Source organism: Methylobacterium sp. OAE515 (genome assembly GCF_041806315.1).
Lineage (GTDB): Bacteria > Pseudomonadota > Alphaproteobacteria > Rhizobiales > Beijerinckiaceae > Methylobacterium > Methylobacterium tardum.
This window is the reverse complement of record NZ_JBGMUV010000001.1, coordinates 4,684,589-4,710,957: the sequence shown is the minus strand read 5'-3', so window position 1 is coordinate 4,710,957 and position 26,369 is coordinate 4,684,589. Positions and strand designations below refer to the sequence as shown.

The 26,369-nt window shown below is 66.5% G+C and carries 28 protein-coding genes and 1 pseudogene; 10 read left to right on the top strand and 19 right to left on the bottom strand.

The window, feature by feature from the left end:
* Nucleotides 1–64 precede the first annotated feature (64 nt).
* From ABIE45_RS23075 to ABIE45_RS23040, 8 genes are all read right to left on the bottom strand, one after another.
* The gene (locus ABIE45_RS23075) at nt 65–433 is read right to left on the bottom strand and encodes a hypothetical protein (RefSeq protein ID WP_192708141.1); all 369 of its coding nucleotides are present in this window, start codon (nt 431–433) and stop codon (nt 65–67) included.
* Between the two features lie 164 nt (nt 434–597).
* A complete protein-coding gene (locus ABIE45_RS23070; protein ID WP_373622550.1) occupies nt 598–1,074 on the bottom strand; it encodes a hypothetical protein in 477 nt (158 codons plus the stop codon).
* Between the two features lie 499 nt (nt 1,075–1,573).
* Entirely contained in the window at nt 1,574–1,792 is a 219-nt protein-coding gene (locus ABIE45_RS23065; protein WP_192708142.1) for a hypothetical protein, read from the bottom strand.
* A gap of 197 nt (nt 1,793–1,989) precedes the next feature.
* Complete coding sequence (locus ABIE45_RS23060; RefSeq protein ID WP_373622549.1) at nt 1,990–2,262, bottom strand: hypothetical protein; 273 nt, start codon at nt 2,260–2,262, stop codon at nt 1,990–1,992.
* 121 nt (nt 2,263–2,383) lie between these two features.
* Nucleotides 2,384–2,581, bottom strand: coding sequence for a hypothetical protein (locus ABIE45_RS23055; RefSeq protein WP_192708143.1), 198 nt, complete (start codon nt 2,579–2,581; stop codon nt 2,384–2,386).
* Nucleotides 2,582–2,624: 43 nt separating this feature from the next.
* Complete coding sequence (locus ABIE45_RS23050) at nt 2,625–2,987, bottom strand: DUF6481 family protein (protein ID WP_192708144.1); 363 nt, start codon at nt 2,985–2,987, stop codon at nt 2,625–2,627.
* A gap of 106 nt (nt 2,988–3,093) precedes the next feature.
* Nucleotides 3,094–3,303, bottom strand: coding sequence for a cold-shock protein (locus tag ABIE45_RS23045; protein WP_091715344.1), 210 nt, complete (start codon nt 3,301–3,303; stop codon nt 3,094–3,096).
* Between the two features lie 494 nt (nt 3,304–3,797).
* Nucleotides 3,798–4,481 (bottom strand): zinc metallopeptidase, encoded by a 684-nt coding sequence (locus ABIE45_RS23040; RefSeq protein WP_192708145.1) that lies wholly within the window; start codon nt 4,479–4,481, stop codon nt 3,798–3,800.
* A 157-nt stretch (nt 4,482–4,638) separates the two neighbouring features.
* Here ABIE45_RS23040 and ABIE45_RS23035 point away from each other — a divergent pair.
* The 6 genes and pseudogenes from ABIE45_RS23035 (at nt 4,639) to ABIE45_RS23010 (ending at nt 10,097) form a co-directional block, all read left to right on the top strand.
* Nucleotides 4,639–5,258: pseudogene (locus ABIE45_RS23035) on the top strand (tyrosine-type recombinase/integrase).
* A gap of 443 nt (nt 5,259–5,701) precedes the next feature.
* On the top strand, nt 5,702–6,760 hold the full coding sequence (locus tag ABIE45_RS23030; protein ID WP_373622548.1) for an HAD family hydrolase: 1,059 nt from the start codon (nt 5,702–5,704) through the stop codon (nt 6,758–6,760).
* Between the two features lie 389 nt (nt 6,761–7,149).
* Nucleotides 7,150–7,392, top strand: coding sequence for a hypothetical protein (locus ABIE45_RS23025; RefSeq protein ID WP_192708146.1), 243 nt, complete (start codon nt 7,150–7,152; stop codon nt 7,390–7,392).
* A 294-nt stretch (nt 7,393–7,686) separates the two neighbouring features.
* Nucleotides 7,687–8,778, top strand: coding sequence for a pilus assembly protein TadG-related protein (locus tag ABIE45_RS23020; protein ID WP_192708147.1), 1,092 nt, complete (start codon nt 7,687–7,689; stop codon nt 8,776–8,778).
* A 76-nt stretch (nt 8,779–8,854) separates the two neighbouring features.
* Nucleotides 8,855–9,445: a TadE/TadG family type IV pilus assembly protein gene (locus tag ABIE45_RS23015; protein WP_373622898.1), complete on the top strand. Its 591-nt coding sequence runs from the start codon at nt 8,855–8,857 to the stop codon at nt 9,443–9,445.
* Between the two features lie 16 nt (nt 9,446–9,461).
* Nucleotides 9,462–10,097 (top strand): TadE/TadG family type IV pilus assembly protein, encoded by a 636-nt coding sequence (locus tag ABIE45_RS23010; protein WP_373622547.1) that lies wholly within the window; start codon nt 9,462–9,464, stop codon nt 10,095–10,097.
* A gap of 327 nt (nt 10,098–10,424) precedes the next feature.
* On the opposite strand, the gene ABIE45_RS23005 is transcribed toward ABIE45_RS23010, so the two are convergent.
* The gene (locus ABIE45_RS23005) at nt 10,425–11,204 is read right to left on the bottom strand and encodes an alpha/beta hydrolase (protein ID WP_192708469.1); all 780 of its coding nucleotides are present in this window, start codon (nt 11,202–11,204) and stop codon (nt 10,425–10,427) included.
* Nucleotides 11,205–11,600: 396 nt separating this feature from the next.
* Here ABIE45_RS23005 and modA point away from each other — a divergent pair, with 396 nt between their 5' ends.
* Nucleotides 11,601–12,362, top strand: a complete 762-nt coding sequence (modA, locus tag ABIE45_RS23000) for a molybdate ABC transporter substrate-binding protein (protein ID WP_192708151.1) — start codon at nt 11,601–11,603, stop codon at nt 12,360–12,362.
* A 156-nt stretch (nt 12,363–12,518) separates the two neighbouring features.
* On the opposite strand, the gene ABIE45_RS22995 is transcribed toward modA, so the two are convergent.
* Nucleotides 12,519–13,067 (bottom strand): sugar O-acetyltransferase, encoded by a 549-nt coding sequence (locus ABIE45_RS22995; protein WP_192708152.1) that lies wholly within the window; start codon nt 13,065–13,067, stop codon nt 12,519–12,521.
* A 143-nt stretch (nt 13,068–13,210) separates the two neighbouring features.
* Between ABIE45_RS22995 and ABIE45_RS22990 the strand changes: the two genes are divergently transcribed.
* Nucleotides 13,211–13,756 carry a TetR family transcriptional regulator C-terminal domain-containing protein gene (locus tag ABIE45_RS22990; RefSeq protein ID WP_192708153.1) on the top strand — a complete coding sequence of 182 codons (546 nt, stop codon included), beginning with the start codon at nt 13,211–13,213 and terminating at the stop codon, nt 13,754–13,756.
* Between the two features lie 144 nt (nt 13,757–13,900).
* Here ABIE45_RS22990 and ABIE45_RS22985 read toward each other — a convergent pair whose 3' ends face one another.
* From ABIE45_RS22985 to ABIE45_RS22960, 6 genes are all read right to left on the bottom strand, one after another.
* A complete protein-coding gene (locus tag ABIE45_RS22985) occupies nt 13,901–14,857 on the bottom strand; it encodes a helix-turn-helix domain-containing protein (RefSeq protein WP_192708154.1) in 957 nt (318 codons plus the stop codon).
* Nucleotides 14,858–15,185: 328 nt separating this feature from the next.
* Nucleotides 15,186–16,421: a DUF3095 domain-containing protein gene (locus ABIE45_RS22980; protein ID WP_373622897.1), complete on the bottom strand. Its 1,236-nt coding sequence runs from the start codon at nt 16,419–16,421 to the stop codon at nt 15,186–15,188.
* A 358-nt stretch (nt 16,422–16,779) separates the two neighbouring features.
* A complete protein-coding gene (locus ABIE45_RS22975) occupies nt 16,780–17,124 on the bottom strand; it encodes a hypothetical protein (RefSeq protein WP_192708155.1) in 345 nt (114 codons plus the stop codon).
* Between the two features lie 95 nt (nt 17,125–17,219).
* On the bottom strand, nt 17,220–19,109 hold the full coding sequence (locus tag ABIE45_RS22970; protein ID WP_373622546.1) for a CHASE2 domain-containing protein: 1,890 nt from the start codon (nt 19,107–19,109) through the stop codon (nt 17,220–17,222).
* A complete protein-coding gene (locus ABIE45_RS22965; protein ID WP_192708156.1) occupies nt 19,106–19,627 on the bottom strand; it encodes a FecR domain-containing protein in 522 nt (173 codons plus the stop codon). Before ABIE45_RS22965 ends, ABIE45_RS22970 begins: the two co-directional genes overlap by 4 nt.
* A 22-nt stretch (nt 19,628–19,649) precedes the next feature.
* The gene (locus ABIE45_RS22960) at nt 19,650–20,330 is read right to left on the bottom strand and encodes a Crp/Fnr family transcriptional regulator (RefSeq protein WP_192708157.1); all 681 of its coding nucleotides are present in this window, start codon (nt 20,328–20,330) and stop codon (nt 19,650–19,652) included.
* Nucleotides 20,331–20,967: 637 nt separating this feature from the next.
* Between ABIE45_RS22960 and ABIE45_RS22955 the strand changes: the two genes are divergently transcribed.
* Together ABIE45_RS22955 and ABIE45_RS22950 are read left to right on the top strand one after the other, a co-directional pair.
* Nucleotides 20,968–22,581 carry a GMC family oxidoreductase N-terminal domain-containing protein gene (locus ABIE45_RS22955; RefSeq protein ID WP_192708158.1) on the top strand — a complete coding sequence of 538 codons (1,614 nt, stop codon included), beginning with the start codon at nt 20,968–20,970 and terminating at the stop codon, nt 22,579–22,581.
* A gap of 106 nt (nt 22,582–22,687) precedes the next feature.
* On the top strand, nt 22,688–23,560 hold the full coding sequence (locus ABIE45_RS22950; RefSeq protein WP_192708159.1) for a class I SAM-dependent methyltransferase: 873 nt from the start codon (nt 22,688–22,690) through the stop codon (nt 23,558–23,560).
* Nucleotides 23,561–23,676: 116 nt separating this feature from the next.
* Here ABIE45_RS22950 and ABIE45_RS22945 read toward each other — a convergent pair whose 3' ends face one another.
* From ABIE45_RS22945 to ABIE45_RS22935, 3 genes are all read right to left on the bottom strand, one after another.
* A complete protein-coding gene (locus tag ABIE45_RS22945) occupies nt 23,677–24,756 on the bottom strand; it encodes a catalase family peroxidase (RefSeq protein ID WP_192708160.1) in 1,080 nt (359 codons plus the stop codon).
* Between the two features lie 86 nt (nt 24,757–24,842).
* Nucleotides 24,843–25,562 (bottom strand): hypothetical protein, encoded by a 720-nt coding sequence (locus ABIE45_RS22940; RefSeq protein WP_192708161.1) that lies wholly within the window; start codon nt 25,560–25,562, stop codon nt 24,843–24,845.
* A gap of 15 nt (nt 25,563–25,577) precedes the next feature.
* On the bottom strand, nt 25,578–26,252 hold the full coding sequence (locus tag ABIE45_RS22935; RefSeq protein ID WP_192708162.1) for a MarR family winged helix-turn-helix transcriptional regulator: 675 nt from the start codon (nt 26,250–26,252) through the stop codon (nt 25,578–25,580).
* Nucleotides 26,253–26,369 lie beyond the last annotated feature (117 nt).

Sequence of the window (26,369 nt, the reverse complement as noted above, 5' to 3'; positions counted from 1 at the left end):
ACGCCCGCGTCGAGCGACGATACGGCCGAGCCGTTCGGCGGAGCCCGGCGCTCCCGGATCCCGATCAGATGCCGATGCTGGCAGCCCCCGCCGTGGCGGCCTGTTGAACCGAGGCACCGTTCCGCAGCGCCATGGCTATGGCGATCGACATGGTGTCGATGGCGAGGGCACGGTCCTGTCCGTAATCGTACGAGCTGTTCCGGCCCGAACTCAGCCTCGCATAGTAGGCATCGGGAAACTCCTGATCGATCCGAGTCCTGAGGAGGCGTGCAGCCGCAGCGTAGTTTTCCTCGAACTTCCGATCCTTGCTCGCAGACGCGCCCTCGAAAGCTCCGTTTTCCTTCCGCTTGGCGATCGCGTCAGACTTTCGCTCCTGCGCGCTGCCCAGGAAAAACTGGATCGTTTTGGAGATCAGCCACCGGATGACGGGCATCGGAATCTCCTGAGCGGGCAGCGACGGGCGCACCCTGACGGACTTGATAGCACATCCCGATGGTCCTGAGCGTCGAGGTGCCGTCAGCGTTCAGCGCCACGTCACCTCCCTGCGCGGATCACCGCCGAGCAAGAGCCGGCTTGCTGCAGTCCCGGCGGCACAATCTACAGACCCGGATGCACGAGGAAGGCCCCGCGCTCGGAGACCTTCCACACCGGAAAGGATCCCTCGCGAACGAACATGGCAAAAGCTTCGACCGTCTCCGGTCGATCGAAGTCCCGGTCGTCATGCACGGCGCGGCCGACGATACAGGCCGCATCCGGCGCATCAGCCGTCGGAGAGCGGCTATCCAGCGAGTACATCACGCCGGAACGATCAGGCCTGAGGGTGTCCGGCAGCGCGTTGATCCTGCGCCATAGGCAATGCCATCGGGCGCAGGTCTCTGGACGCTGGGTGTATATCCCGCAGCCCGTTCCGGTGTTGTGCCGGCACAGGACCCCCGCGGGTTTGTTGAGGGCCTGGATCTCCAGAACACGACAACACAGCGTGCAGGAGCCGCAGGATCGATCCAGGTCGGGAGGATCGGCGGACAGAGGAGCCACTCCTCGTGCGCCGCCCTGGACGCGTGTGTCGCTCGTCATCGATCTGTCCTCGCGGATATGTCGGTGACTTTTGCGGTGCGCCGCCACCCCCGCCCGAAGCGATGCCAAGGGCCCGCTGCCGGGAAGCATCGCTGGGCTCTCGCGTCGCACCCGAGCGGACCCGGAACAGGACCGGGACGGGTCGACGCCCGCATGCGGCGGACGCCCCCGGACCTGTGCCCTCAAGCCTTCTGGGGAGGCCTGCCGGTCCTGTTTCTGATCTTCGGCTCTGGGGGGAGAGGTTCAGGCTTGTTGGCCAAGAGACGCTTTACACGCTCGTTGAAGTCCTCGGGCGTGACCGCCTGTGCTTTGCCGGTCGTAAATTCGCGCGCCATGTCTGTCAGTCTCCGCTTCGTCGCCCAGAGCACGGGATTGCGCGGAGGGAGTACGGTGCTATGCGCCTTCTCGGATCAAAGTACCACTGCCAATTCTTGGATCGGGCGGCAGGGCACCGGAATTTGCTGGCGTTTGGACGTGGTGTCCTGCTTACGCGATCGGCTCACGCCGCCGGACGCCTGACGTGTCGCCACGCCGCGATCGCGCTCCGTCTCGCCTCGAAGGTCGTGCGCAGCCGCGTGCCGGGCGCACCCTGACGCTCGGCGCCGAAGCCGTGGAGCAGAACCGCATCCGGTCCAAAAGCCCGCTGCATCTCGGTGCGCCACAGGCGGTCCGCGACGGTGAGGGTGCTCTCGGTCTCCGCGAGGTGATCAAGGTCCACAGCCGATCTCCTCGGTTTGCCGCTTCCTATCACAACGCACTGTCCCGTCCGGAGGTCCGTCTCGACGGTGAAGACAGTCCGGGCCCCGCGGCTCGGATCCGCGCGCGCAATGGCCGGTCAACGTCGCGCAAGAAAGAGCGTGCTGCCATGCGGGTGCCTCTCGGAGCTTGGCCGCATTGCTGGATGAAGGGGTCGGATCAGAGGGCCCGTGCGAAACCTGCCTCCAGATCGAGCGCGCTGGCCGTCTGCTGGGAAAGGCGGACACCCGTCGGCTCGACGGTCGCGTCCTCCTTCACCGCGCGACGCACGATGGAGAGCGCCTCGTTCTCGGATGTGGTGATCGCGACGTAGAACATCACCAACTGCCCGGACAGCTCCGCCTCATCAGGCCGCGTCACCTTGAGGATAAAGGCCGTCTGATTGGGTTCGATCATCGCCGCTTCGGACGAATGGGCAGGCGTGTTCATCATCGTAGGATTCAACGGCCTTGATCTCCGGCTGCCCGTCACATCTCCGCCGAACCAACACGCCTCAGCGGATGCACGTTGCAGCACGCCATCTCCGTGAGAACGGCCGGTCGGTCGACCACGCTCAGGACGCGTGCGTGAGCTCACCCTCCCGCACCGCACGCTCACCGCCCGCGGACCTGATCCGATACGTCGGCTCGCCGGAACGATCGTCCGGCGTCAGGCGAACCACCTCGAAGAGACCGTCGACGATGCTCTTCCCGCCGGCATAGCTGATCCCCAGCTGCCGGACCTGTTGGCCGATCTTGAACTTGTGAGACATGATGCGTTCTCCAGGGTGATGACGCGTGCAGGCTGAGGCCGACCTACCGGCGGGCCCGCGCCTTGCGCGCCGCAAAACGCGCGTCGCGCGCGGCCTTCTGTTCGCCCGCAAGGGCAGCCTGCCGCTCCGCCTTTTCCGCAGCCTGACGGGAGCGCTCGGCGGCGGCATCTGCCTCAGCAGCCAGAATCTCAGCCTCGTGCTCAGCCTGCGCGGCGAGACGCGCCGTTTCCCGCTCGGTCGACCGCTCTTCCCGGGCCTGAGCGACCGCCTGCCGCGTGGCCTGGCGGGCGAGGACAGCCGGATCATCGGCCGCCGGGCGCGCCCGAAAGCGGGCCAGCGTGTCTTGCCGCGCTTTGGCCGTCGCTTCGAGACGATCTACGAGCTGGTTGCTTTTGAAGGGCTTCACGTACGCTCCTGAGGCGCACCAGAGTTCAGCTCCGGTGGCGAAAAACAGTAAAGCCGTTCCGCGATGGGAACGGCTTCGAAGCGCGTCACGGGCGGACGCGCAACGCTCAAGCGGCCTGAAGGCTGCCGGCAGATTGTTTGCCGCTCCGGCGATCGGTCTCCATCTCGTAGGAAACCTTCTGGCCTTCACTCAGGCCCTGCATGCCAGCGCGCTCGACGGCCGAGATGTGGACGAATACGTCCTTGCCGCCGTCATCCGGCTGGATGAAGCCGAAGCCTTTGGTGTCGTTGAACCATTTAACGGTGCCGATGGTCATCAGTAATCCATATCAAGTTAGGCAAGCAATAAGGCCGGGCGCGCGAATCGTACGCGCCCGGTCGCTGATCGTCGAAAATGGGAGAGATGCAGAACGCTCGCCCTGTTGAGGCGATACGGCCGGATGTCTGGCCAAAAGTCGATGGATCATCTGTACGCTATCGGTGCGACGAACACAACCGCGCGGGAAAATCATGTAATTCGTGCCGGGGTGCGCGGAAAATATTTATCCTGCAAGTCCGTCTTGGGCACTCGCGCGGACAGCTCGAACGAGGAGTGAAATCGGCTCTCAGCTTGCCCCGTCGCACATCTGGCCTTCCGGCTACCCGTGGCCGCTACCATGCAGTAGCCTCCCACTCGGCTCGGCCCAAAATACCGGTCAGGTCACGAGAAGGGCGTACAGCAACTGGGAGGAAAGACTGGGTCTATTTCGGAACGAGACGGTCCGACCGCAGCTGAGCGGGGCAGGAGAATCGGACCCGCACCTCGGAAGTTTTAGAACGGGAGGAGCCGCCGAAAGCGGGCAATGTTCACGAGCGCCACGAGGGACGCGGCCACGTAGGTGAGGGCTGCGGCGCGCAGTACGGTGCGGGCGCCGGGCATGTCGCCTGCGTCGAGGAAGTGACCCGTCTCCAGGATAGGCAGGGCCCGGCGGAAGCTCGCGTCGAGTTCGACGGGCAGCGTCAAGACGTGGAACACGAGTCGAACACCGAGGAGTGCGATGCCGACACCGACCTGTAAGGCGAGCAAGATCGGCGAATGGACGATCGCGAGCACCACAGGCGCAGTCATCATCACCACGGCCGCGGCGAACTCGAAGCCCTGCACGACCGGGGCGAACCTCACCCGCGCGGCGAAGAGCCGGTCCCCCGCCGCGTGCTGGAGCGCGTGGGAGACCTCGTGCGCCGCGACCGCGACCGCCGTGACCGAGCGGCCGTCATGGTTCCCCGGCGACAGCCGCACGACGTTCGCGACCGGGTCGTAGTGGTCGGCTGGCGCGATCTCCACGGGAACGTGCTTCAGCTCCGCCAAGTCGAGTAGATGGCGGGCGAGTTCACCTCCGGTCCCGGGCAGATCCGGCCGCTCGGTCGCGTATTGCCGCATCGCCCGGCGCACCCACCATTGGGGGCCGAACACGAGACCGATCAGCAGGGCGCCGAGCGCTAGGAGGATGGGCACGTTAGATATGTAGTCGTGCCACCGTATCCGTGAAAGCGCGGTGCATGCCTCCGCCTCCGGCACGTCTCGCCCCCCCCACGTCGGGGTCGGGAAACCGAGGCGCGGGCTGATCGCGGGCGGGGTGAGATGCTGATGGCTCCTCAAACGGGGCTCCATCATGCCCACGACGATCGAGACTACCCGCCGGCCTCGGAACCTCGGCCGCTTGATCGGACCCAAGCCGCCGTTCAAGCCTAAGCACATCGGGGCGATTTCACCCGCCTGCAGCACGAGGGCCGCATCCGCGACCTCGCCTTGTTCAACACCGCCATCGCCAGCACGCTGCGCGGCTGCGCCCTCATCCGCCTCCGCGTGGCCGACGTCCGCCTCTGCGACAGTGTCTTCCAGCGCACCACCATCGTCCAGCAGAAGACCGGCCGGTCCGTCCCGTTCGAGTTGATCGAGACGACCCGCGAGACGCTGACGGCTTGGCTTAAGATGCGAGGTCTGCGGGCGAGCGACTGGCTGTTCCCGAGCCGCAGCCGCTCGGGCGAGCAGGTTACGACCGGTCAGTACGGCCGACTTGTCGACGAGTGGGTGATGCTGATCGGCCTCGACCCGGCGGGCTACGGCACGCACAGCCTGCGCCGGACGAAGGTCGTGCTGATCTACCGGCGCACAGGCAATCTGAGGGCCTGCCAGCTGCTGCTCGGCCACACGAAGCTTGAGAGCACGATACGCGACCTCGGCATCGAAGCAGACGATGCGCTGGTGATGTCGGAGCAGACCGATATCTGACACTCACCGCGGCGGCCCCCTGGGCCGTCGCACGCAATCCCTTCTCCGTCCGAAAAGGGTAGTGAGCGGCCTTTGGCACTGCGGCCGGAACCGGACTTCCGAGCCAGCAGCGGTTGGTCTGGTTTGGATGCGCCTTTAGCAGACCGTTGTTCGTGGCCGCTTCGATCTAGAGCGTTCAGCGAGGATAAGCGCTTATTGGACCGTCCGGCACACAGCGCGCTCCCACGCCGAACCGAGCCGCCGTCCCATTCGGTCAAGCTTTCCTGCTCAGCCTCTGTACGCTGCCGCGCGCCGCCATCTCCTGTGGTTCTCGAAGTTTGCCCTTGTCGTTCTCAGGGTTGGCAAAACCGATCGGCGAGGGGGGCGCTACATCCGGAGCGTCATAGGGGATCGGAATCTGTCCTGAAGCCGCCGGCCTGAGCGCGCATTTCCAGGAGGCAGACATGAGGAGAAGTCGAAGCCTGAACGGCATCGACCGACGCATGTTGCTGCCGACGCTTGCCCTGCTGCCAGCTCTGCCGGGAACCCTCATCACTGCTGCCGCACAAGCAGGAGCACCGGGCGGCTTGCTGCCGTCTTGGAGCGACGGGCCGGCGAAGCAGGCGATCTTCGATTTCGTCCGCGCCACAACGGAGCAGTCGAGCCCGACCTACGTGGCTCCAGACGACCGGATCGCCGTGTTCGACCAAGACGGAACCCTCTGGGTCGAGCAGCCGATCTACGCGCAGGTCGCCTATTGCCTGGACCGTGTCCCGGCCGTGGTCGCGAAGAAGCCCGAGCTGCGAATTGTCGAACCCTTCAAGACTGTGCTGTCCGGCAACCGCGAGGCGATGGAAGAGCTCTCCTTGGAAGATCTTGAGACGATCCTCGCTGCCACGCTCACGGGTATGACGGTGGAGGCGTTCCAGTCCGAGGTGTCAAATTGGCTTGAGACCGCCCGGCATCCACGCTGGAGCCGCCCCTATACCGAGCTGACTTTTCAGCCGATGCAGGAGGTCCTGCGATACCTGCAGAGCAACACTTTCAAGACCTACATCGTCACCGGCGGCGGTCAGGACTTCGTGCGCGTCTACGCCGCGAAAACCTATGGCATCCCGCCCGAGCAGGTGGTCGGCACCGCGGGCACGACGAAGTTCGGCTACGGCCAGGACGGCAAGCCGCTCCTGACCAAGGAGCCGAAGCTACTGCTCAACGACGACAAGGCCGGCAAGGCCGAAGGCATTCACTTCATGATCGGCCGACGCCCGTTGGCCGCCTTTGGCAACTCCATCGGCGACCGCGAGATGCTGGAATACACGCGCGCAGGCCGGGGCGCCCGGTTGGCGATGCTGGTGCTCCACGACGACCCCTCGCGCGAATATGCCTACGGTCCCGCGGCCGGCCTGCCCGACGGCAAGATCGGCACCTTCACCCCGGAGCTTTACGAAGAGGCGCGAGAGCAGGGCTGGACGGTGATCAGCATGAAGAATGACTGGAACCGAGTGTTTGCCTTCGAGGCATAAGAAGAATGCAGACCTGAGAACTTCGGTCGGCTTCCTTCGTGCCTCGCTAGCAGACACGCAAAACCGAATGCCACGGAGCAGACATTGTGCGGGTCTGCTCAGGGTGGAAAGCAGACCCGCGTTTTCAAGCCCGAAGCTGACATTCTATCTCCAATTGATGACAAGCACAAGCAAAGTAAATTTATTTTTAACTGTCTTAAAAATCGAAATCTTTGTTGGCAAACCCGTACCTATGTTATTGCACCTGGAATCTGACGAGTTAAAAAACATTTTTCTAGAGATTTCTCTTGACCACGAGCGCCAGTTGAAAAATGGCCGCACGATCTTACGGGTAATATTATAACCACTCCAAGCATAGGCACGATGCTGGCGCCGGAGCGGCAATTAAAATGCGCGAGCTAGGGCAATGGATCATCGCCTTTCTGATCATCGAAGTGGTTTGGATTATCTACCTCGTTATGGCTTTTTCCGCGGCGAATATTGCGATTGATCAGCAAGCAGAAACGGCAGAGCTTGGGCCGTTTTACGCGATGCCGCTTGTGATGTTTCTGTTCGTCAGCATGGGATTATGGCTGATGGCGGCAATAGCTCGCGTGTTGACCATCTTAGCTCGTTCAACTGTGCGTTTCTGAATAACTTCGATTGTGATATGGGTGCTGAAGCTGAATTCTGACCGCCGTCTCTATAAAATCATGGCTCAAGACAAAAAATCCGACAAAAATTTGACGGATTGAAGTTCCGATGCGCAGTTTACGCCTTGATTTGCTTCAGAAAGCATTAACTTCGAACTAAATCGGCTCGCAAATAGCCGCCTCTGGCGGCATCGTTCCAGCTGTTTCAACGTAAAATTAAGGCTGCACAACCAGATGTAAACTGGAGTGTTGCGCAGAGGCGGGGGCCTCAGGAGAGCGCGCTGAGAGGTTTCGATGCGGCGAGATATTCGGCGCTGGCTGGCCTCCCCGGAAAAGGGCGAGGGCGGCAATGTCGTGATTATTTTCGGTCTGGGACTACCTCTGCTCCTTGGTGCAGGCGGCCTGGTGATCGATTACGGCAATGCCGTGCGCATCCGCTCTGTCGAGTCCAGTGTCGCCGACGCGACCGCTCTGCTGGTCGCCAACGCCGACACCGTCGCGGCCGCCACAGAGGGCCTGCGCCTCGCCAGTGCCCAGCTCACCTCGCGGCTGGGCTCGGCCAACACGACCAACGGTTTTCAGGTCAATGGCACGTGGATCGACGGCGCGAACTACCGGGTGACGATCTCGACGACGCTGAAGACGAACCTCTTACACTTCCTGCCCGGCATGCCAAGGCAGATCACGATCGGGGCCGCCACAACCGTCAATCGGGTCGCCCCCGTCTACCAGACCAGCCCGCCGACGTTCAGCCAGCTGTCGCCCGAGGCCGCCGACTACAACCGGATCTACATGTATTGCTACTCGTCCGATCCCAAGCGCCAGGCTGAGGCCGACAAGGGTCGCCGAGGGATAGTCGCAATCGCCGACAACGGAACACCTCCGACAGACTACTCCAAGGCCACTCTGCCAACCTGCGGCGCCAACGAGGCGCCGAGCTATATGCTGCACAATGTCCGAAACGCCCGCAGCAACCCGTCCGCCTGGAACGACAAAAATCAGGAGACGTACGAGTACTACACTGACACAACGATCGACACAGGATCGCGCGTGCAATCGATGAGTATGAAGGGTTACCGTGTCTACAACGGCAGCACTTTGACTCCGATCAGCATGGTCTCAAATCCGATCTTGGAGACGATCGTCTGCGATACCCTGAGCCAATGCAAGAACAAGTCGGACGGGGGCATCCTGCCGAACAGCCATACGACCCATAACCCCGCCACAGCGACCACAGGCTGCAGCGATGGGAAGTATATGTATTATGGCTGGGAGGATCGTCCGCCGAACGCCGGCAGTGACATGGACTACGACGACATCCGGGTCATCGTATCCTGTCCGACCTTGGTGAAGGTTTCCGATAAGAAGCTGCGGATCGTGGAGTAGCACGGAAAGACATCGATCGACCATGCCGCCTGTCCGAACGCCCCGTATGGCTCCTACCTTCCGGCCTGCAGCTCGACTGGTACATGCTTGCGTATTTCCCGCTCGCAAACTTGCTGACGCGCGGGAGGGCGCGACCGCCGTCGAGTTCGCGCTGGTGGCCCTGCCGTTCCTGAGCCTGCTCGCGGTGATCGTTCAGACCGCGATCATGGTCTGGACGGCGCGTAATCTCGATGATGCTCTCCAGCGCGCCGGGCGGACGATCTACACGGGCCAGTTCCAAAAGGCGAACCACGGGCAATCCGACTCCACCACCCTGCTCGCCGCCATGAAGACTGCCATGTGTGGAACGAACGCCTCGCGAGTGGCGGGCCTGTTCGACTGCAGTTCGCTCAAGCTTAATGTCGCCGTGAGCAGCACCTTCGCCAGCGGGGTCGTGCCGACGCCACTGGACGCGAATACAGGCGATTGGTCCAAAGGCTTCGGCACGAATTACAGTTGCGCGAAGCCTGGGGACATTGTTGTCTTCACCGCGGCGGTCAAATACCGGCTTGCCTTCAGCTTCCTCTACGCGGGCGTGCCCGGCTTCAGCGACGGGTCGAGACTTCTTCAGTCCACAGCGGTGTTCCGGACCGAACCCTACGACACCTCGTCCGGACAGGGGTGCTGAGGTGATGAGGCCGGCGATGGACATAATCATCAGGCGTGATCGAGTAGCCCCACACTTCCGAGATGATGCGCAGGGTGTGGCGGCGATCGAGTTCGCGCTCATCCTGCCAATCATGCTGGCGCTGCTTTTCGGCACGACGGAGTTTGGGCGCGCGATCGACCATTACCGCAGAGTTACGCTTCTGGCGCGCGCGGTGGCGGACCTCACCTCCCAAGGAGACGGACAGGCCACGATGGCGGCGGGGTCGTTGACCGATATCGTGGCTGCGGCCAAACTGGTGCTCACGCCTTATCCCAGCAGCGGAGCTAAAATCGTCATCAGCGCACTCAGCGTTCCCGCTGACGGTGCCGGTCAGCAGCCGCGCGTGTGTTCCAGCTACGCCACCAGCAACGGGACCGCGCGGACGGTTGGGGCAGCGAGCGACCTCAAGGTACCCGAAGGCTTCCAACTCGCCGGGATGCGCTACGTGCTGGCCGAAGTGAGCGTGCCGTATCCTGCGATTTTCGGCAGCAGCGTCATGCGGCTCGTGGGTGGGGCAAACAACCAGTTCACATTCAAGGCAACTGTTCCTTGGCCAGTTCGGGCGGGACAGACCTATAAATCAACTTACAACGAGATCGTTTTGCCGAACGGAAAGGCGTGCACTTCCTGAATGCTGCCTACAAAAACTCTGAAATCCTCAGCGGGCCCTTGAACCCTCGCCTGCGCGCGATCCAAGGTTCGGAACAGAGAAGCCACAGCCAGCGATGCTCGGTGCAGCGCGGCTGCCTGCGTCAGACGGCGGGCCGGATGCATCGCGGGAGATCGTCGGCGATCCCGACCGCTTGCATCTGGCCGTCAGCAACCTGCTGTCGAATGGGTTCAAGTACGCGTCGGACAGCGATCCCGTCTAGCTGCGGGCATGGACCAGACATGCGACGGTCCTTGCCGTCAGCCCGGAGAAGCTCTGGCCTGGATCAGCATACGAGGGCCTGTCCGGTCAGCGACGTGCTTGTGGTTGGCCGGCAGCCTCAAGGATGAGGTCCGCGACGTCCTGGGCCTGCGAGATCAGGGACAGGTGGCTTGCCTTGAGTTCCACGGTCCTCGCGTTCATGCGCTTGGCCATGAACCGTTCGAGGTCCGGATTGATGGTCCGGTCCTCGGTCGACACCGCGTAGAAGCTCGGCTTCGATCGCCAGGCTGCCCGGGTCGTCCTCCCGGTCAACAACGCCTTGTGGAACGGCTGCTGGACTGCGAACAGAACCCTGGCCCGGTCGACCGGCAGGTCGCCCGCGAAGTCCCTCAGGAAGGCCGTCTCGCTCAGACGCCCCTCGTCGCCGTCGAACACGATTCCCGCCGAGGCGGGCGGTGCCGGATAGGTCTTGGCGAGCGCCGTGTAATCCTCGCCGGCATCGGGCGCCCGGGCCGCGACGTAGACGAGGGCGGACACCTTCGGGTCGAGGCCGGCCTCGGTCACGATCATGCCGGAGAACGAGTGGCCCACGAGGACGGTCGGTCCCTCCTGCCGGGCCAGAACGCGCTGTGCGGACGCGACGGCCTCCTCGAAGGTGGTCAGCGGGTTCTGCACGGAGGTGACGTTCAGGCCCTTCTCCTGCAGCCGCGGGATCACCTCCGACCAGCACGACCCGTCGGCGAACAGTCCGTGGACGAGGACGACGTTGCGCGCGCGCGGCAGATCCTGGGCCGAGGCCGCACCGGGAAACAGCGCGGCGGCCGCGCCGGCGACGAGGGTATGGCCGAGTATTCTCCGGGTCATCATGGCGGGCATCTCCGTTCCGGGCCGGCAAGTGCAGGACGTGCCGTCCCAGTTCGCCGGCGGCGCGGGGAGGATACATCCGGGACCGCCGGGCTGCGCCCAGGTGCGGTCCGGCGCATGGGCAGGACGCGGACGCCCCTGATCGGCGGCCTCCCTGTCGAGCCCATTGCGAGCCCATTGCGAGCCCATGGCGGAATGTCCGCTTCTATTCACGGAGCGTCCGTGAGCGGGCCAGCCGCAATCACCACGCAGACCTGCGGGCGCGTTTCGGAAGGGTGGAAAGCGGTCTCCCGCGTCGCGGCTGAAACTGGGGGCGCCCTCATAAGAAATGCATTCCGGCGCCATTGATGCGCGCAGCGGATGCGGAGCTAATAGGGCCAACGTTGAGGGGGGGGCACGATGATCAGGCTCGCAGGACGGCTCCGCAGGCTCTGTCTGCTCGCGATCTCCGTCTGGAGCCTCGCAACCAATGCCCATGCGGCGGATGTCACCGTCCTCTGCTCGCAGGCCCTGAAGACCGCTCTGGACGAACTCATCCCGCACTTCGAGCGCGCGAGCGGCAATCGCCTCGTCGCCACCTACGATACCTCCGCCATCCTCAAGGCGCAGATCGAGACGGGCAAGCCGTTCGACGTCGTGGTCCTGACCCCGCCTCTGATCTTGGCCCTCATCCAGCAGGGCAAGGTTGTCGACAGCAGCGCCACCACGCTCGCGCGAACAGGAGTCGGTCTGGCCGTGAGGAAGGGTGCGGCGAGGCCCGACATCGGTTCCGCCGAAGCGCTCAAGCAGGCGCTCACCCGGGCTGAGTCGGTGGCCTACAGCACGTCCGGCGCGAGCGGAGCCGTCTTCGCAGCCGCGCTGCAGAAGCTCGGGATCGCCGACGCGGTGAAAGCCAGAGGCAGAGCCATCCCGAACGGCCTGACCGGCGATGTCGTCGCTCGGGGCGAGGCGGACCTTGCCGTGCAGCTGATGCCCGAGTTGATGGCGGTCTCCGGGGTGGACGTGGTCGGTCCGTTCCCTCCGGAGCTTCAGTCCTCCGTGGTGCTGACTGGGGGAATCTCGGCCACCGCCGACAAGGCTCGGGCTGAGGCGTTCCTCGCGTTCCTCAGATCCCCTGCCGCGGCCGCGATCATGCGCGCCAGAGGTCTGGAGCCCGGCTGATGGATCCGTTTGGCTGTCGACCGCAGAGGCGCGGGCCACGCACAAGCCCGGATTGGCCAGACATCGCATGACCCTCAGGACAGCGATCAGACCTTGGCCCCCTCATCCGGACGCAGACGTTCCACGTCCGGCTCGCAGCGGAGGTGGGCCGGGCCCTCACGCCCTCAGCCGCGCGGGATTTCCGACAGCGGTTGCGCCGGGCGGGATGTCGCGCGTGACCACGCTGCCCGCACCGATGATGGCGTCATCGCCGATTGTCACGCCCGGCAGGATGATGGCTCCACTGCCGATCCAGACGTTCGCGCCGATCACGACAGGGCGGCCGTACTCGAGCATCTGCCGACGCTGAACCGGATCGCGCGGATGATCGGGCGTCATGATCTGCACACCGGAGCCGATCTGGGTCAGGTCGCCGATGGTGACCTGCACCACGTCCAGGATGCAGCAATTGAAGTTCAGGAACACGCCACGGCCCAGGCTGATGTTGTAGCCGTAGTCGCAGTGGAAGGGTGGACGGATGTTGCAGCCCTCGCCGACACACGCGAAGGCTTCCTCCAGGAGTGCCTGCCGCTCCGGCTGGCTCTTGGTGTTCGTGGCGTTGTAGCGATCCAGCCATTCGGAAATGCGCCGGTTGTCGGCGGCAAGCTCGGGGTCGTCGGCGATGTACAACTCACCGGCCAGCATTTTCTGCTTCTGAGTCTTCATGGTTGTGGAGTTCTCCTCGCGACCGCTGATCCCCCTGGACCCGCGGCCCAGGCCCGCGGACGGGATGAACGCCGCGCCCGCCTGAGCTATGCGTACAGACGTACACATCAAGGCCGGAAGCCGAGCCTCTGAGGAGATCCTGCTTGCCCAGCGCTCAGCGCCGCCACGACCCGGGGCGCCGGGCGCGCATCATCCAGTCCACGCTCGATGTCATCGCCGAGCACGGCGTTGCCGGTACGACGCACCGCCGCGTCGCGGCGGCTGCCGACGTCCCGCTCGGCTCCATGACCTACCATTTCAAGGACATGGACGAGCTTCTGACCGCGGCGTTCACGCGCCTGGCCGATACGGTCGCGGCACGGTTCACCGCGCGTCTGTCCGCCGCGTCAACCGTCGATGAAGCCTGTGAGGCGGTGGTCGATCTCGTCCTGAACGACGAGTGGGCAACGCCGCGCACCATGCTGCTGAGCTACGAGCTCTACGCCTTCGCCGCCCGGAACCCGCCTCTGCGCCAAGTCATGCGGAACTGGATGGCGAACAGCCGTGCCGCACTCGCGCAACATTTCGAGCCTGACACGGCCAAGGCGCTGGACGCCATGATCGAGGGGCTCACCATCCACCGATCGGTCGATCCGAAACCTGCGGATCGACGGGAGGTGCGCGCGATTGTCGAGCGGCTCATCCGCTGAAGCACGTCGAGACGGTCGACGACAGCTCACAGGTCGTTGCGTCAGGTCGGGTCATCCTCCCCGCCCTCATCCTGAGGGTCGGACGCCGGCCATCCTGATGAGGCGATCCCGCGATCCATCTTGGGTTCAGAGATGCGCCGTGGCCTAGGATCCGCTGATCGCGGAGGCGATCCTGTATTCGCGCGGGGCCATGCCATGACGCGCTTTGAAGCGGCGGGCGAAATGGGCCTGGCTTGCGAAACCGCAGCCGTAAGCCAGCATGCCGATCGACAGGTGGGCGCATGCCGGATCGGCCAAGCGCCTGGCGGCCGCCTCCAGCCGGCGCTCCCAGATGTAATCGGAGATGTGCCGGCCGCGCTCGTGGAACAGCTCCTGCAGCCGGCGCAGCGACACGCCCATCGCGGCGGCGAGCTGAGGTGGGTCCAAGTTCGGGTCGCTCAGGTTCGCCTCGACATAGGCCTTGGCGCGCTGGACCGTGACGTTGCCGTGGATGGAACCCGGCACCTCCTGCGCCATCCGTTCGGCGAGGCTCGCTATGATCAGGTCCGTTCCGATCGACGCCATGCGCGCGGCCGCGTCGGGCGTGAGCTGATCGCCCACGCGCACCAGTTCCTGGATGAAGGTGTTCGCCAGGATCGTGGAGGCGAGGTCCGCTCCGACCGGGAGTGCACAGAACAGCCGGGACGGGCCCAGCATGGCCTCGAAGCGCTCGCGCGGCAGATCGACGACAAGGGAAATACCCGTGTTTGCCTCGCAGACGGCCGGGCGTGCGTCGATAACGACGAAGTCGCCCGTCCGGGTCACGGCCTCCCGGTCGCCTTGCTGGAGGGTGTCGTGTCCGGAGAGCTTCATGGACGCGTAGAGGCGGTCGGGCTGCCCATGGCGCCGGATCGCGTCGGGCGTCGCTTCGGTCCGCATGGCTGTGTGGGCCATTCTAGAAATCGGCACAGGCCCGATGCTGGTGACGTCCAGCCTGCCCTGAAACGGAACCTCGTGAAGGGGTTGCTGGTCGATCGGGATCAACCGCTCGCAGACCATCTCCCGCCATTGGCGGAATGCGTTCCTGGGATGGATCGCGTCCGTCGAGAATAGCGGTTGCATCCGGGTCGTGGCACAAAGCTCGCCAGTCGCTGGCAGAAACTGATCGCCCGGCCGTCTATTGTATATAATCTAACGACTCAAGCTTTGCGTTCTGAAGTCGGGCGCGGAAGTGACGCGCGCTTCCGAGCACGGCCGCCCGAGAGCGGACCGACAGACATCCACCCCGAGCCACAGCAGTCAGAGAGCTGACCAACGGCCGTTTTCGGGACGCGCCGACAGTGGTCCGGGCGGCCGACGTGGGTCGGAACCGGAACGTCCGCATCCGATGCGGTAGGTCGTCCCGAGCGCCCGCGCTCCATCCGGCAGCGGCCACGCCTCACAGCCTGCCTCACGGAGTAGGCGGAGCCACGGCACCGACACGTGCCGCCCGATGCTTCAGCCTTCCGGCGGCCGCGGCGTAGCCTCCGCCAGCGCCATCAATGAAGTGCATGTGCCCGCTGCCGGGCACCGGAGGGCTGATGCAGGTCAACTGCGCAGCCGATTGCCGTTCCAGGCCGAAATGGCAGATCCCCTGCGCCTCTGCGGCGGCGAGCTGCGCCTCCAGCTGATCCGCGAAGGCCTCGGTGCAATCCAGTGTCATCCGCAGCGCATCATCGTACTTGCGGAAGTCCGTGTTCCCGACGATCTCGTGCCGCAGCACGGCGGGATCGAACGCTCCGACCCGCAAGCCTGTGCGATAGATCAGGTATTCAGGGATCGATCGTGCCACGAGGCGGAGTTTGCGCCAGAGGCGGCTCTGACGAGAGCCCGGCACGGCGCGCAGTTCAAGATCCAGCCCCGCCCACGGTCCGTGCATCTGCGGTCCCTCATCCTGCATCGGACGTGCGACCTCGGCACTGATCTCCACACTGTGCAGGAGCTCCTGCACGAGTTGCCGGAAGGCCGGCGCGTCGCCGCCGTGCTGCGGCACGAGCATGAGCGAGAGCATCAACGCGTGGCGGGGACGGATCTCCTGCCAGCGGCAGGAGAGGCCGGTCAGGTCAGGCTGGCTGCCGGGCTCGGCCGGCGCGACGGCGTAGTCGCCGGCCTTCATGGCGGCCTCTGCCCAGGGCAGGCCGCCTCCGCTGAACATGGCGTAGGACACGTGAGCACTGGGCGCGTAGCGCGCGACGCGCACGTCCAGCCCGCGATCGCGCACGGCCGAGACCGGCACCAGAGCGGTGCGCAGCTCGAGTTGCAGCGCCTCACGAACCCAGACGGCCGTTGCCGCCAGCGCGTCTCTGGCGGTGTCGACGTCCTCCGGGGCAATGGCGAAGCTGGCCCCGTCGCCGCCGAAGGCGAAGGGGAACTCGCGCCGGCCGAGGACATTCGAAACGGCCGCGATGGTGGCTGCGCCGGCCGCGTTGACCGCCTTGTAGCGGCCGAGCCCGATCTGCTGCTGGGAGCCGACGACATCGGCCACACCGAGCCACCAGGTCGTGGGCAGCGGCCGATAGAGGCCTGGATCCATGAGACTGGAGAAGGCGGTGAACCGGGGCAGGCTCTCGTAGAAATCATGGGCCGTGCGGCGCATGGCGGGCTCGCCCTGCCGAGCCGATCCTGCCGATTTCCGCGTCGCCGCCATCGCCCTGCTCCCCGGCGCAGCCTCCGGCCGCGTGACGCGCCCGGATCCCGGCACCGACATCATCCCCGGTGAAACCACCATCACCACGGTCACGTGCACGCCTTCAGGCGAACGCGCTACGGCGGCGACACACTCGCGACCGCTCCGCACAGGAGCGAGCCACACCTCTAACGCGGTTGCGGTTCGCGTTTCGATAGTCGCGCGGCGTCTTCGGGACGAATGGGACGGGGGTGCCGTCACTCAGTCCGTCGTCGCAGCCAGCGGCGGTGTCAGGCGATGGGCCAACCGGCCGCCGCTGCGTGTGCAGCGGCGGCCGGTCGCTCACCGGGGCCTCAATGAGCCGAAGACGGATGCTCCGTCAGCTGCAGACGCGCTCATGTCCGAAGAACAAGGGGTTGTAGACGAAGCGGCAATCCCTGAAATCCGAGCTGAGGAAGTAGCCGCCCGCGGGATAATCCCAGTTGAACCCGCCGAAGTGCCGACGGTAGCCGCGGTGGTGGAAGTATCGATGGTGGCCGAACCCGCCGTACCCGAAGCGGCCATACCCGAATCCGCGATGGCCGAAGCCGCCATGATGGCCGAAGCCGCCGTGACCGAATCCGCCGTGACCGAACCCGCGGGCATCGGCGCTGACGGCACCGCCGGCCAGTGTCGCGAGTGCGAGACCCGCCACCGTCATCATCTTCGTCGAAGTCGTCTTCATCGTGCTTCTCCCTGTTGGGGTGACAGCACGTTGCGCCCGACGATGGCCGGCCGCTGTGACCCCGGTCACAGAGACCCGGACGCGCGGCGCGGGATCTACGGCAGCGGCGCAGATTCGCGCTTCAACCAAACCTCGATGGGTTGGGATCGTCCGCGAATGGAAGCCGTCCTCCGCTCGTCGAAGAGGCCGCCAGGCTCATTGATGCCGGCAGCCGTCAGGAGATCGGCGCTGACGGCGAGGCGGGCCTTGGCCTCCGACGCCACGGCCAGCAGGCGGCTCGCGACGTTGACGGTATCGCCCGTCGCCGTGACCTGCTGATTGGTGTCGCTGCCGAGGCGCGAGAGGATCGCCGGTCCGGAATGCGCGCCGATCCGCACGTCGAGCGCCCGTCCGGCGCCTGCCAGTTCGGGATCGCGCGCGATCCAATCGCGGGTCCGGACGATGAGATCGCCGGCTGCCCGCACGGCGTTTTCCGCCTGCGCGGGATCGGGGTCCAGCGCGCCGAACACGACCATCGCGCCGTCGCCCATGAAGTTGACGACGAGACCTTTGTGCGACGAAGCGGTCTCATCCACGAGATCGTGGAACGTCTTGAGGAGGGCGCGGGTGCGGACCGGGCCGAGGCGCTCGCTCTGGCCGGTGAAGCCGGTCAGATCGATGAAGAGCACCGGGATCTCGCGCGTGAGCGGCGCAGCCAGATAGGTCGGGTCCCAGGCGAGCCGTTCCGCGAGCGCGGCGGGTTGAAGCCGGCGCAGGGCCTGCTCCGATCGTGCGAGCCTCAGGCCCTGGCGGCGATCCAGCGTCTGGCGGGCCACCGCGCACAGGAGCGTCGGCAGGCCAGCGGCTGCGAGCGGCAGGGCGGCGCTCAGCCAGATGCCCTGGCTGAAGGCGACGGCGCCCAGAGCGAACCAGGCGGCCAGGAGGAGGAGTACGAGGATGGCTGCTGGGAGCGGAGGGGCCAGCGCGATCAGGAGCACGGCAGCGCCCGCGAGAACCACGGCCGCCACCCCGTCGAGCCGCCGCACGCGCGCATCGCGCACGAGTCCGTCGCCCGTGGTCAGATGGGCGATGCCGGTCGCCAGCAATTCGACGCCGGGCATCACGGGATCGAACGCCGTCGCGAAGGTGTCGCTGCCCCCGAGTGCCGTCGCGCCGATCACGACGATATGGTCCGCCAGAGCGGCGACCGGAACCGTCCCGTCGAGAAGTGCGGCGGCGCTCACGGTCTGGATCGTGCGCCGCGGCCCGTAGGGACGGAGCGGAAGGTGATAGCCGAGGTCGAGCCGGATGACGGCAGACCCGATCCGTACCTGTCCCTCGCTCAGAACCGGATCGCTTCGGGCGGCCAGGGCCGCTGTGCGCAGGACGAAAGCGGCGGCAACGCCCTCGTCCGTCCGGGCAACGAGGGGAAGGTGCCGCGGCACGCCGGCGGCGTCCTCGGACAGGTTGACGAGGCCCGACAGCGCAGCCGCGCCGATCGCCGGGATCGGGCGATGCACGGCGGTGGCGACCGGGATGCCTCCCTCGTTCGTGGCCTCGTCGAATACGGCTGCCGCCGCCAGGACGGCAGGCAGCTTGCGGAGGGCGGCGGCGAGGGCACGATCCGCCTCCGGCTGGCGCCCGTCTTCCAGGAACAGGACATCGACGGCGAGCGCGCGGGGGTGGGCTGTGGCGATCGCTTCGATCAGCCGCGCCATCGTCGCGCGCGAGACGGGAAAGCCGCCTTCCCGGCGGACGATCGCGTCGTCGATGGCGACGATCGCCACATCGTTGGGCGGCGTGCGTGGACCCGCCAGCCGCATGCGCAGGTCCGTCGCCGCCGCCTCCAGGTAATCGAGCGGCGTCGCCTGTCCGGCGATGTGCAGGTGAGCGAGCCAGCCGCTCCACCCCAGCGCGGCCACGAACATGAGGAGGGCGAAGCGTCGCTTGGTCCGCCGGGAGGTCGGGATCGACTCAAGCCCCGGCTTCAGACCCGCGGCTCTCACCGCCCGAAGCGCTCGAGCAGGCTTCTGACACGCTCCTGCGGCCACCGTCGCACGTCCAGGGGGCCCTGATCCTCACCGACATCGACGCCCTCGCCCGGGCCCAGCGTGACGGACACGGCCGGGGCGTTCCGGCGCGCGACGGCGACGCGGCCTCGGGCCACGAAAACCGCAGTCTTGGCGGTGGTCACATCGACGGCGTAGATCGTGCCGCGCACGGAGGCGATGGCGTGGGGGGTGAGGATCTGGAAGCCGCCCCGGCGCGTGTTCGAGTGCGGTGGCAGGGTCACGAGGACGGCGCTGCCGCCGATCTCCGCCCCCTCGAGCTGCCCGTCGCCATTCCGATCTATGGGCCGGAACGGGGCCGCTCGCTCGGCTTCGAGGGTGAGACCGTCGGTGCATCGCAGGATCCGCAGAGGCGGGTCGAAGCGGGTCGATTCCGTGCAGCGCGTCTGGGCGTTGACGGTAACCGGGACGACGACGGCCGCGAATGCGGCCGCGGCTCGCGCGAGAGGCTTCATGTGGTGGATCCTTTCTGTCGCCTCAGATCCGTGAGGGCTCGCCGAGGGCCGCCAGACGCGGCGCGACCTTCACACGCACGCGTGAGCGCCCAAGATCGATAATGCCGGATCGACGCCAATCCTGAAGGACGCGATTGACGCTCTCCCGCGCCGCACCAACGTAAGCGGCGAGCTCTTGCTGTGTCACCTGGATTTCTGCGCCGTAATCCTCGGACAGCATAACCAGACGCCGCGCCAGCCGGGCATCGAGAGGAAGGAGCGTGGCCTCCTCCATGCGCTCGCTCATCCAGCGCAACCGTCGGCAGAGGAAGCCGATGATCCGCGCCGCCAGGGTCGCATCGTGCGCCAGGAGTTCGAGGAAATCCCGCCGGTCGATGACGAAGAGGTCCGTCGCCTCGAGCGCGATGGCCTCCGCGGTGCGGGCATCGCCATCGAGGAGGGCGATCTCGCCGAAGACGTCGCCCGGGCCGAGGAGGTTGAGCGTCACGGACCGGCCATCCTCGGTGCCGGTGGCGATGCGGATCTGCCCACGCCGGATCGCGTAGAGGGCATCGCCGGGATCCCCCTTCTGGAACAGGATCTCGTGCCGCGCGACGCTCCGCATCCGGCAAAGGCCGGCGATGGCTTGGAGGGCGTCCTGGCCCAGCTCGGCGAAGAACGCGTTGGCGGCCAGGAGCCCGGCCAGCCTGTTCGGCGTGCTCACGACATCATCTCTCGACTGCGCCGATCCTGACCCGTGTGCGCGCCGCAAGGGGCTCCGTGGCGCAGCCTCGTGTCAGCACGATACCGCACCGTGTCGTCCCCGACCGGCCGGCGCGTCCGTGCCAAATCTCACAGGCCGGCATGGCCCCGCCGTCCCGTCGGGCCCGGCTATCGGCGTATGGCGCCACCGCCTTGCGGGCGGCCTCGATCCAGGCCGGCCGCTGGAAACCCGCCGGACGGCCCTGCTTGGAAGGAGGTTCCCACAGCCTGGATGCGGCTGCGACCGAGGGATCGATCCGCCACGGGGCTTTGCGGACGGCCGGATCGGGATGCAGCCCCGTCCGCACGATCGACAACACTGTCGTGTCGGCGAACGGAGCCAATCGCGAGACGCGCGGCATGCAGATCCGCGATCGATCTCCGTAACGCTTCGCGGACGGCTGCGAACAGGCCCTCGCAAACTTCAGCCCGCGCCTCCGGTGTGACGTCGATCACAGTCGCGGAGGTCGAAGGCGTGGAAGACCCACCGAAATCCCAGCGACTCAGGAGCTCTGTCGCGGGACCCGCAATGATGGCGGGGGAAGCCGTAATGTTTTTCCCAGCAACGGCAGCGCGGCAGAAGAAGGATTTCATATCTCATGAGCCAGTCCCGTCTCGAAGACCGCGAATCATCTCGGCGCGCACAGGAGAACCAGCGGCGCCTCGTCAGCGAGCTGCGGTCGCAATACGACGTCATCATTTGCGGCGCCGGCTCCTCAGGCTCGGTCGTGGCGCGGCGCCTCGCGGAGAATGCCGACCTGCGCGTGCTGCTGATCGAAGCCGGGGGCAGCGACGAGGCCGAGACGGTGCTCGACCCTGCACAATGGCCGGCCAACCTGGGCAGCGAGCGGGATTGGGGATTTCAGGCGCAGCCGAACCCGCACCTGAACGGTCGGGCCCTGTCGATGGCGATGGGCAAAGGTCTCGGGGGCGGCTCCAGCATCAACGTGATGGTCTGGGCGCGCGGGCACCGCAGCGACTGGGACTACTTCGCGGCGGAGGCCGGCGATGCCGGTTGGAGCTACGACAACGTTCTCCAGATCTATCGTCGAATCGAGAACTGGCACGGTACGCCGGATCCCCGGTATCGCGGCAAGTCCGGGCCGGTCTGGGTCCAGCCTGCCGCGGATCCCAGCCCCATCGCACACGCGATGCTCGATGCGGCCCGCGAGGTCGGCATCCCGACCTTCGCGCATCCGAATGGCCTGATGATGGAGGGGCCGGGCGGCGCCTCCATCTCGGACATGCTGGTTCGCGACGGGCGGCGCCAATCGCTCTACCGGGCCTATGTCCACCCTTGGCTCGACCGCCCCAACTTGACGGTGCTCACCGACACGACCGTGCGGCGCGTCCTGATCGAGGAGCGGCGCGCGGTCGGCGTCGAAGTGGTTCGCGCCGGGCAGGTCCTGGAGATCCGAGCCCGGGCCGAGGTGGTGCTGTCCCTGGGCGCTATCCAGACGCCCAAGGTTCTGATGCATTCCGGCATCGGGGACCATGCGGAGCTGACGCGCTTCGGCATCCCGGTGGTGCAACACCTGCCGGGCGTCGGACAGAACTTCCAGGACCACGTCTCGTTCGGATGCATCTGGGATTATGCCGAACCCATCGCCCCCCGTAACAGCGGCAGCGAGGCGACCCTGTACTGGACGAGCCGTCCCGGGCTCGATGCGCCGGATGTTCTCTTCTGCCAGGTCGAATTTCCCGTGCCGAGCGATCGGACCGCGGCGCGCGGTGTGCCGGCGCAGGGCTGGACGATGTTCGCCGGTCTGGCGCGCCCGGCGAGCCGCGGCCGGCTTCGTCTGACGAGCGCCGATCCCTCGGTGCCGTTGGCGATCGAGGCCAACATGATGTCCGATCCCGCGGATCTGACGACGGCCGTCGCCTGCGTGGATCTGTGCCGCGCGCTGGGCAACGCACAGGCGTTTCGGCCGCATGTCCGCGGCGAGGCCATGCCGGGCGACATCGAGGGAGACGCGCTCGAAGACTTCATCCGTGATGCCGCCGTGACCTACTGGCACCAGAGCTGCACGGCCAAGATGGGCCGCGATGCCCTGTCGGTGGTCGATGCATCGCTGAACGTCTACGGGATCGACGCTCTGCGCATCGCGGACGCTTCGATCATGCCGCGCGTGACGGCGGGAAACACGCAGGCCCCCTGCGCCATCATCGGGGAGCGGGCGGCACAGATGATCGCCCAGGCTCACGGCCTGTGATCACCCTGCGGGTCGCGGCCCGGCACGGTTCTAAGCCTGCCGGGCCGGGCTCTTCTCCTTCAGGCGCCACGCCGCGTCGTGGTGATCATCACTCTGGCGGTCGCCGATGACTTTCCAAGACGTTGAACGCACGCTGCGGCAGTTGGGCGATGCGGCAAGAGGCCTTGCCGCGATCGGTGCAGCCTTACGCCTGCGGCAGGAGGCGCTGGAGGTTCATCCCGAGGTCGCGCGCCGGTTGCACGATGTGGTTGCCGCCGTGGTGCCCGGGGACCTCGGCGACCTTGATCAGGCGCAGGTCTCCGCGTCCCTGGCCTCCGTCACGCACGCGCTGCAGGAGGCGCGGGACCTGTTGGAGTGTCCGGAGCGACCGCCCGTCTGGCAGGTCCGCGACCCTGCGATGTTGCAGGCCCAAGGCCAAGCCTCGCGCGTCGTCGTCCGGCGCTTGGCGGCCTTGGCAGCCGAGCGCCCGGCGCTCGCAGCCGCACTCACCGGGCGCTTCCTGGATGTCGGCACGGGTGTGGGCGGGATTGCTCTCGAGGCCGCAGCGCAGTGGCCCGCGCTGCATGTCGTGGGCCTGGATATCTGGGAGCCGGCTCTCGCACTGGCCCGTGCGAACGTGGCGGCAAGCCCATTCCGCAGCCGGATCGACCTCCGCCTGCAGGACGTGACCCAGTTCGAGGATCCGGCCGGCTACGCGCTGGCGTGGCTTCCGGCCCCCTTCCTCTCCCAGGACGCGGCCCGGACGGCGCTCGACCGGCTGACGGCTGCCCTCGAGCCGAGCGGATACCTTGTTGTCGGGCTCTACGCGCCGCCCCCGGATCCGGTCGGCGCCGCGCTTGCGGCCCTGCGGCTGGCTCGCAGCGGCGGCCACCTCTGGGCGTGCGCCGCCATGGAGGATGAACTCCGCGCCCGTGAATTTACCGCCATCGAGACTTGTGCGGGACAGCCGGTCACGCTCGTGATGGGACGACGCACGTAGAACGCTCGCCGTCGAGGCGTCGGCGCGGCTTACGCGCCATGGCACGGGGCCCTCCCGAAGGTTTGGAGCGCATTCCGGAAGCGGCCCGGCGATGGCAGTCGCCGGGCCGCAGGTGCTTATCGGGCGCGCAGGCCGAACGAGAGGCCGTAGGCCGTGCGGCGGGCTTCGAAGATCTCGTCCTTCGGCGCGTCGATGCCCTCGGCCAGCTGGCCCGGATCGAAGATCCCCCCGTCGCAGGACTCGTTCGGCTCCAGGGCGGTCACCGCGATCGTGCCGAGTGTGATGGCCTTTCGATCGTCCTCGTTCTTCCATCGGAGGGTGATGTCGTTCGTCAGGTCGTCGCCGGGCTCGGCCAGCAAGGCCACGACGTCGAAACGCGCCGGGCCCTTCGACAGGTGCTCGCTCAACGCGGCGACCAGGAACTGCGGTGGCTTACCCTTCGCCTCGTCGTCGCTCAGCACGATCTCGCCGGCTTGCGGAACCACCCTGAACTTGAAAGGCACGGTGCGCCCCGCGGAATTCACCCCCGTGAAGGTGTGCACGCCCCAGTAGACGATGCCGGCATAGCTGCCGGGTAAGGGCTTGCCCGCGACGAACGCCGCCTGGCGCGTCGTCTCCGGATTGGCCTTCGCGAAGGCCGCGATCGCCTCCGGGTTGGGCTTTCCATCGGCGCCCGGCGCGCGGACCTGCAGGAAGCCGAGCATCTGGTCGAGCGTCCGGGCGAAATGCACCGGGGCGTTCTCGAACAGCAGATGCGTCTCGCCGCCGTCCGAGAGGATCTTGATCGAGAAGCCTCGGAGGACGGTCCTGGCCGTATCCGGCGCGGAGGGATTGCCGCCGCCGACCGAGAACCGGCCGACCAAGGGCCACGGCCGCGTGAAGCTGATCGACCGCGTCACCTGTCCGACGTCGGCCGAGGGCGTGTAGGTGCCGCGCACGCATTGCCCCTTGGCGAAGGTCGCACGCACGCCCGGCGGCTTCCCGGCCACTGTCTTCAGGGCCTCCACCAGGCTCTGCGCATCGGCCGCGGTCGCTGCGGTCGACAGCGGGAGAAGCGCAAGCAGGGCTCCGCCGAGGAACAGGAGCGTGACCGCCCTGAGCAGGGTCGACACCCTGCCGGAGGCGCGGCCGTTCCTGGCCGACGGCCGCGGCGCTGCCACGGACGGGGGTGGATCGTCGAGGCGGGCATATGGCATGATGGTCCTTCCTTCTCTGATGCTTGGAGGGGGATCTCTCGGCGGTTCGGCGATGGCAGTCGCCGGACCGCTTCGTGGCTACAGGCCTAGTTCTGCGGGGCCACCTTGCCCGGCAGCGACAGGTTGCCGGAGGCGACCTTGAAGACGTCGCTGACGCAGAGCAGCGGCGCATGCAGGTTGCCGTTGACCTTGAGACCGGAGGTCACCCCGTCGAAGGACACATCCTTGATGCCGGTGATCAGCGAGACCGGAATCTCGACCTGTACGGCATCACCCCGGACGGTCGTCGGATAGTCCGGGCTGTCGATCAGGAGCGGCACCTTCGGCCAGGTCGGCGGAACCTTCGGCTTCGAGCCCTTCGGGATGTCGACCACCTTCAGACCGCCGCCGCAGGCCGGGTCCTTGGCGAGCACCACCCAGTGCGGGTGCCAAATGTGCCGGTTCACACCGCCGGTGGCCGCATCGTCGAAGTCGGGGTGGAAGGTGACGGCCAGCGCCACGATGCCCTGAGCCTTGTCGAAGCCGATCGCGTCGCTGTCGAGCGTCGTCGGCCAGACATAGGCGTAGACGCCGGAGCCCGCGAACTGGCCCGTGGCGTCGGGCCTGTCCGTGCCGGCCTCGCCGCGGACACGGGTCGTGAACACGGCCGTATCGCCCCTGGTCACGATCGTCGTCTCGACGATGTCGAACGATGCCAGGACCGCCGCGTCAGGCTGCGCCTGGATGGGACCGGCCGAGGCGCTCGTGGCGAGCGCGCACAGGGCCGCCGCCCCGAGGCCGAGGCCCCGTGCCTTCATTCGTCTCATGACAGCTTGTCCTTCTCAGGTCTCAGGTCGTGCTTGGAGGGGCGGCGATCCGTCGGCGAAGGACGTCCAGGTGGCAGCCTGAACGTCGGGATCGGCCGCTTCATGCTCGCCACAATCGAGCCGGAGATCCCGGGTCCCGATCGGGGCGTTCACGAAGGCGCAATGATGGGGCTTGGCCGCGTCCGGATGGGCGTTCGGCCTGAAATGGCGGCAGCTGACGCACATCCGCTGGAGGGGGATGGCGCCGGCCTGCTGCAGGGTCCGGATGAGCTTGATCTGGGTGAGCAGAAGGTCGGCCTGCTCGGCCGGCGAGAGCCGGGCCAGAGCGGACATCACCTGTGAGGTCGCCGAGGCCAGAGCCCGCCCGAGGGCGCATCCTTCCTCCGTCGGGCGGACGATCACGGCCCGGGCATCGGCGGCATCGGGTGCGCGCGTCAGGAAGCCCTTGCGTTCGAGCGCGGCGAGGGTGTCGGCCATGCTCGGTGCCGAAACGGCGAGGTGCGCGGCGATCAGCTTGGCCCTCAGGCCCGCCGGACGCGCCGCGAGCAGGGCGAGCACCTGCGCCTGAGCCGGGTTCAGGCCGGCCTCACCGGCCGCCGACCAGAGATCGGCGCGCAGCACCAGCGCGACGCGCTCGAAGCCCTCACGCAGGCGGATCAGGACAGGATCTGGGTCATCCGCGTGGTCCATGCGGTTTTAATTAGGACTCCTAATTATTCGCGTCAAGCGGATGCCCGGCTGTCGGGCAGGTCGGCGCAGCTCATGCAGGCCGATGTGCACGTGAGGCACGAAGCGAGGCAAGGGTCA

Excerpts from the sequence above, each read along its gene's own strand:
- ABIE45_RS22950 (WP_192708159.1), top strand. The coding sequence starts at position 22,688 with ATGACTTTCCAAGACGTTGAACGCACGCTGCGGCAGTTGGGCGATGCG.
- ABIE45_RS22955 (WP_192708158.1), top strand. The coding sequence starts at position 20,968 with ATGAGCCAGTCCCGTCTCGAAGACCGCGAATCATCTCGGCGCGCACAG.
- ABIE45_RS23045 (WP_091715344.1), bottom strand. The coding sequence starts at position 3,303 with ATGACCATCGGCACCGTTAAATGGTTCAACGACACCAAAGGCTTCGGC.
- ABIE45_RS23070 (WP_373622550.1), bottom strand. The coding sequence starts at position 1,074 with ATGACGAGCGACACACGCGTCCAGGGCGGCGCACGAGGAGTGGCTCCT.
- modA (WP_192708151.1), top strand. The coding sequence starts at position 11,601 with ATGATCAGGCTCGCAGGACGGCTCCGCAGGCTCTGTCTGCTCGCGATC.
- ABIE45_RS22935 (WP_192708162.1), bottom strand. The coding sequence starts at position 26,252 with ATGGACCACGCGGATGACCCAGATCCTGTCCTGATCCGCCTGCGTGAG.
- ABIE45_RS23055 (WP_192708143.1), bottom strand. The coding sequence starts at position 2,581 with ATGTCTCACAAGTTCAAGATCGGCCAACAGGTCCGGCAGCTGGGGATC.
- ABIE45_RS23010 (WP_373622547.1), top strand. The coding sequence starts at position 9,462 with ATGGACATAATCATCAGGCGTGATCGAGTAGCCCCACACTTCCGAGAT.
- ABIE45_RS23020 (WP_192708147.1), top strand. The coding sequence starts at position 7,687 with ATGCGGCGAGATATTCGGCGCTGGCTGGCCTCCCCGGAAAAGGGCGAG.
- ABIE45_RS23075 (WP_192708141.1), bottom strand. The coding sequence starts at position 433 with ATGCCCGTCATCCGGTGGCTGATCTCCAAAACGATCCAGTTTTTCCTG.
- ABIE45_RS22980 (WP_373622897.1), bottom strand. The coding sequence starts at position 16,421 with ATGGCGGCGACGCGGAAATCGGCAGGATCGGCTCGGCAGGGCGAGCCC.
- ABIE45_RS22995 (WP_192708152.1), bottom strand. The coding sequence starts at position 13,067 with ATGAAGACTCAGAAGCAGAAAATGCTGGCCGGTGAGTTGTACATCGCC.
- ABIE45_RS22945 (WP_192708160.1), bottom strand. The coding sequence starts at position 24,756 with ATGCCATATGCCCGCCTCGACGATCCACCCCCGTCCGTGGCAGCGCCG.
- ABIE45_RS23030 (WP_373622548.1), top strand. The coding sequence starts at position 5,702 with ATGAGGAGAAGTCGAAGCCTGAACGGCATCGACCGACGCATGTTGCTG.
- ABIE45_RS22940 (WP_192708161.1), bottom strand. The coding sequence starts at position 25,562 with ATGAGACGAATGAAGGCACGGGGCCTCGGCCTCGGGGCGGCGGCCCTG.
- ABIE45_RS23060 (WP_373622549.1), bottom strand. The coding sequence starts at position 2,262 with ATGATGAACACGCCTGCCCATTCGTCCGAAGCGGCGATGATCGAACCC.
- ABIE45_RS22965 (WP_192708156.1), bottom strand. The coding sequence starts at position 19,627 with ATGAAGCCTCTCGCGCGAGCCGCGGCCGCATTCGCGGCCGTCGTCGTC.
- ABIE45_RS23005 (WP_192708469.1), bottom strand. The coding sequence starts at position 11,204 with ATGATGACCCGGAGAATACTCGGCCATACCCTCGTCGCCGGCGCGGCC.
- ABIE45_RS22975 (WP_192708155.1), bottom strand. The coding sequence starts at position 17,124 with ATGAAGACGACTTCGACGAAGATGATGACGGTGGCGGGTCTCGCACTC.
- ABIE45_RS22985 (WP_192708154.1), bottom strand. The coding sequence starts at position 14,857 with ATGCAACCGCTATTCTCGACGGACGCGATCCATCCCAGGAACGCATTC.
- ABIE45_RS23025 (WP_192708146.1), top strand. The coding sequence starts at position 7,150 with ATGCGCGAGCTAGGGCAATGGATCATCGCCTTTCTGATCATCGAAGTG.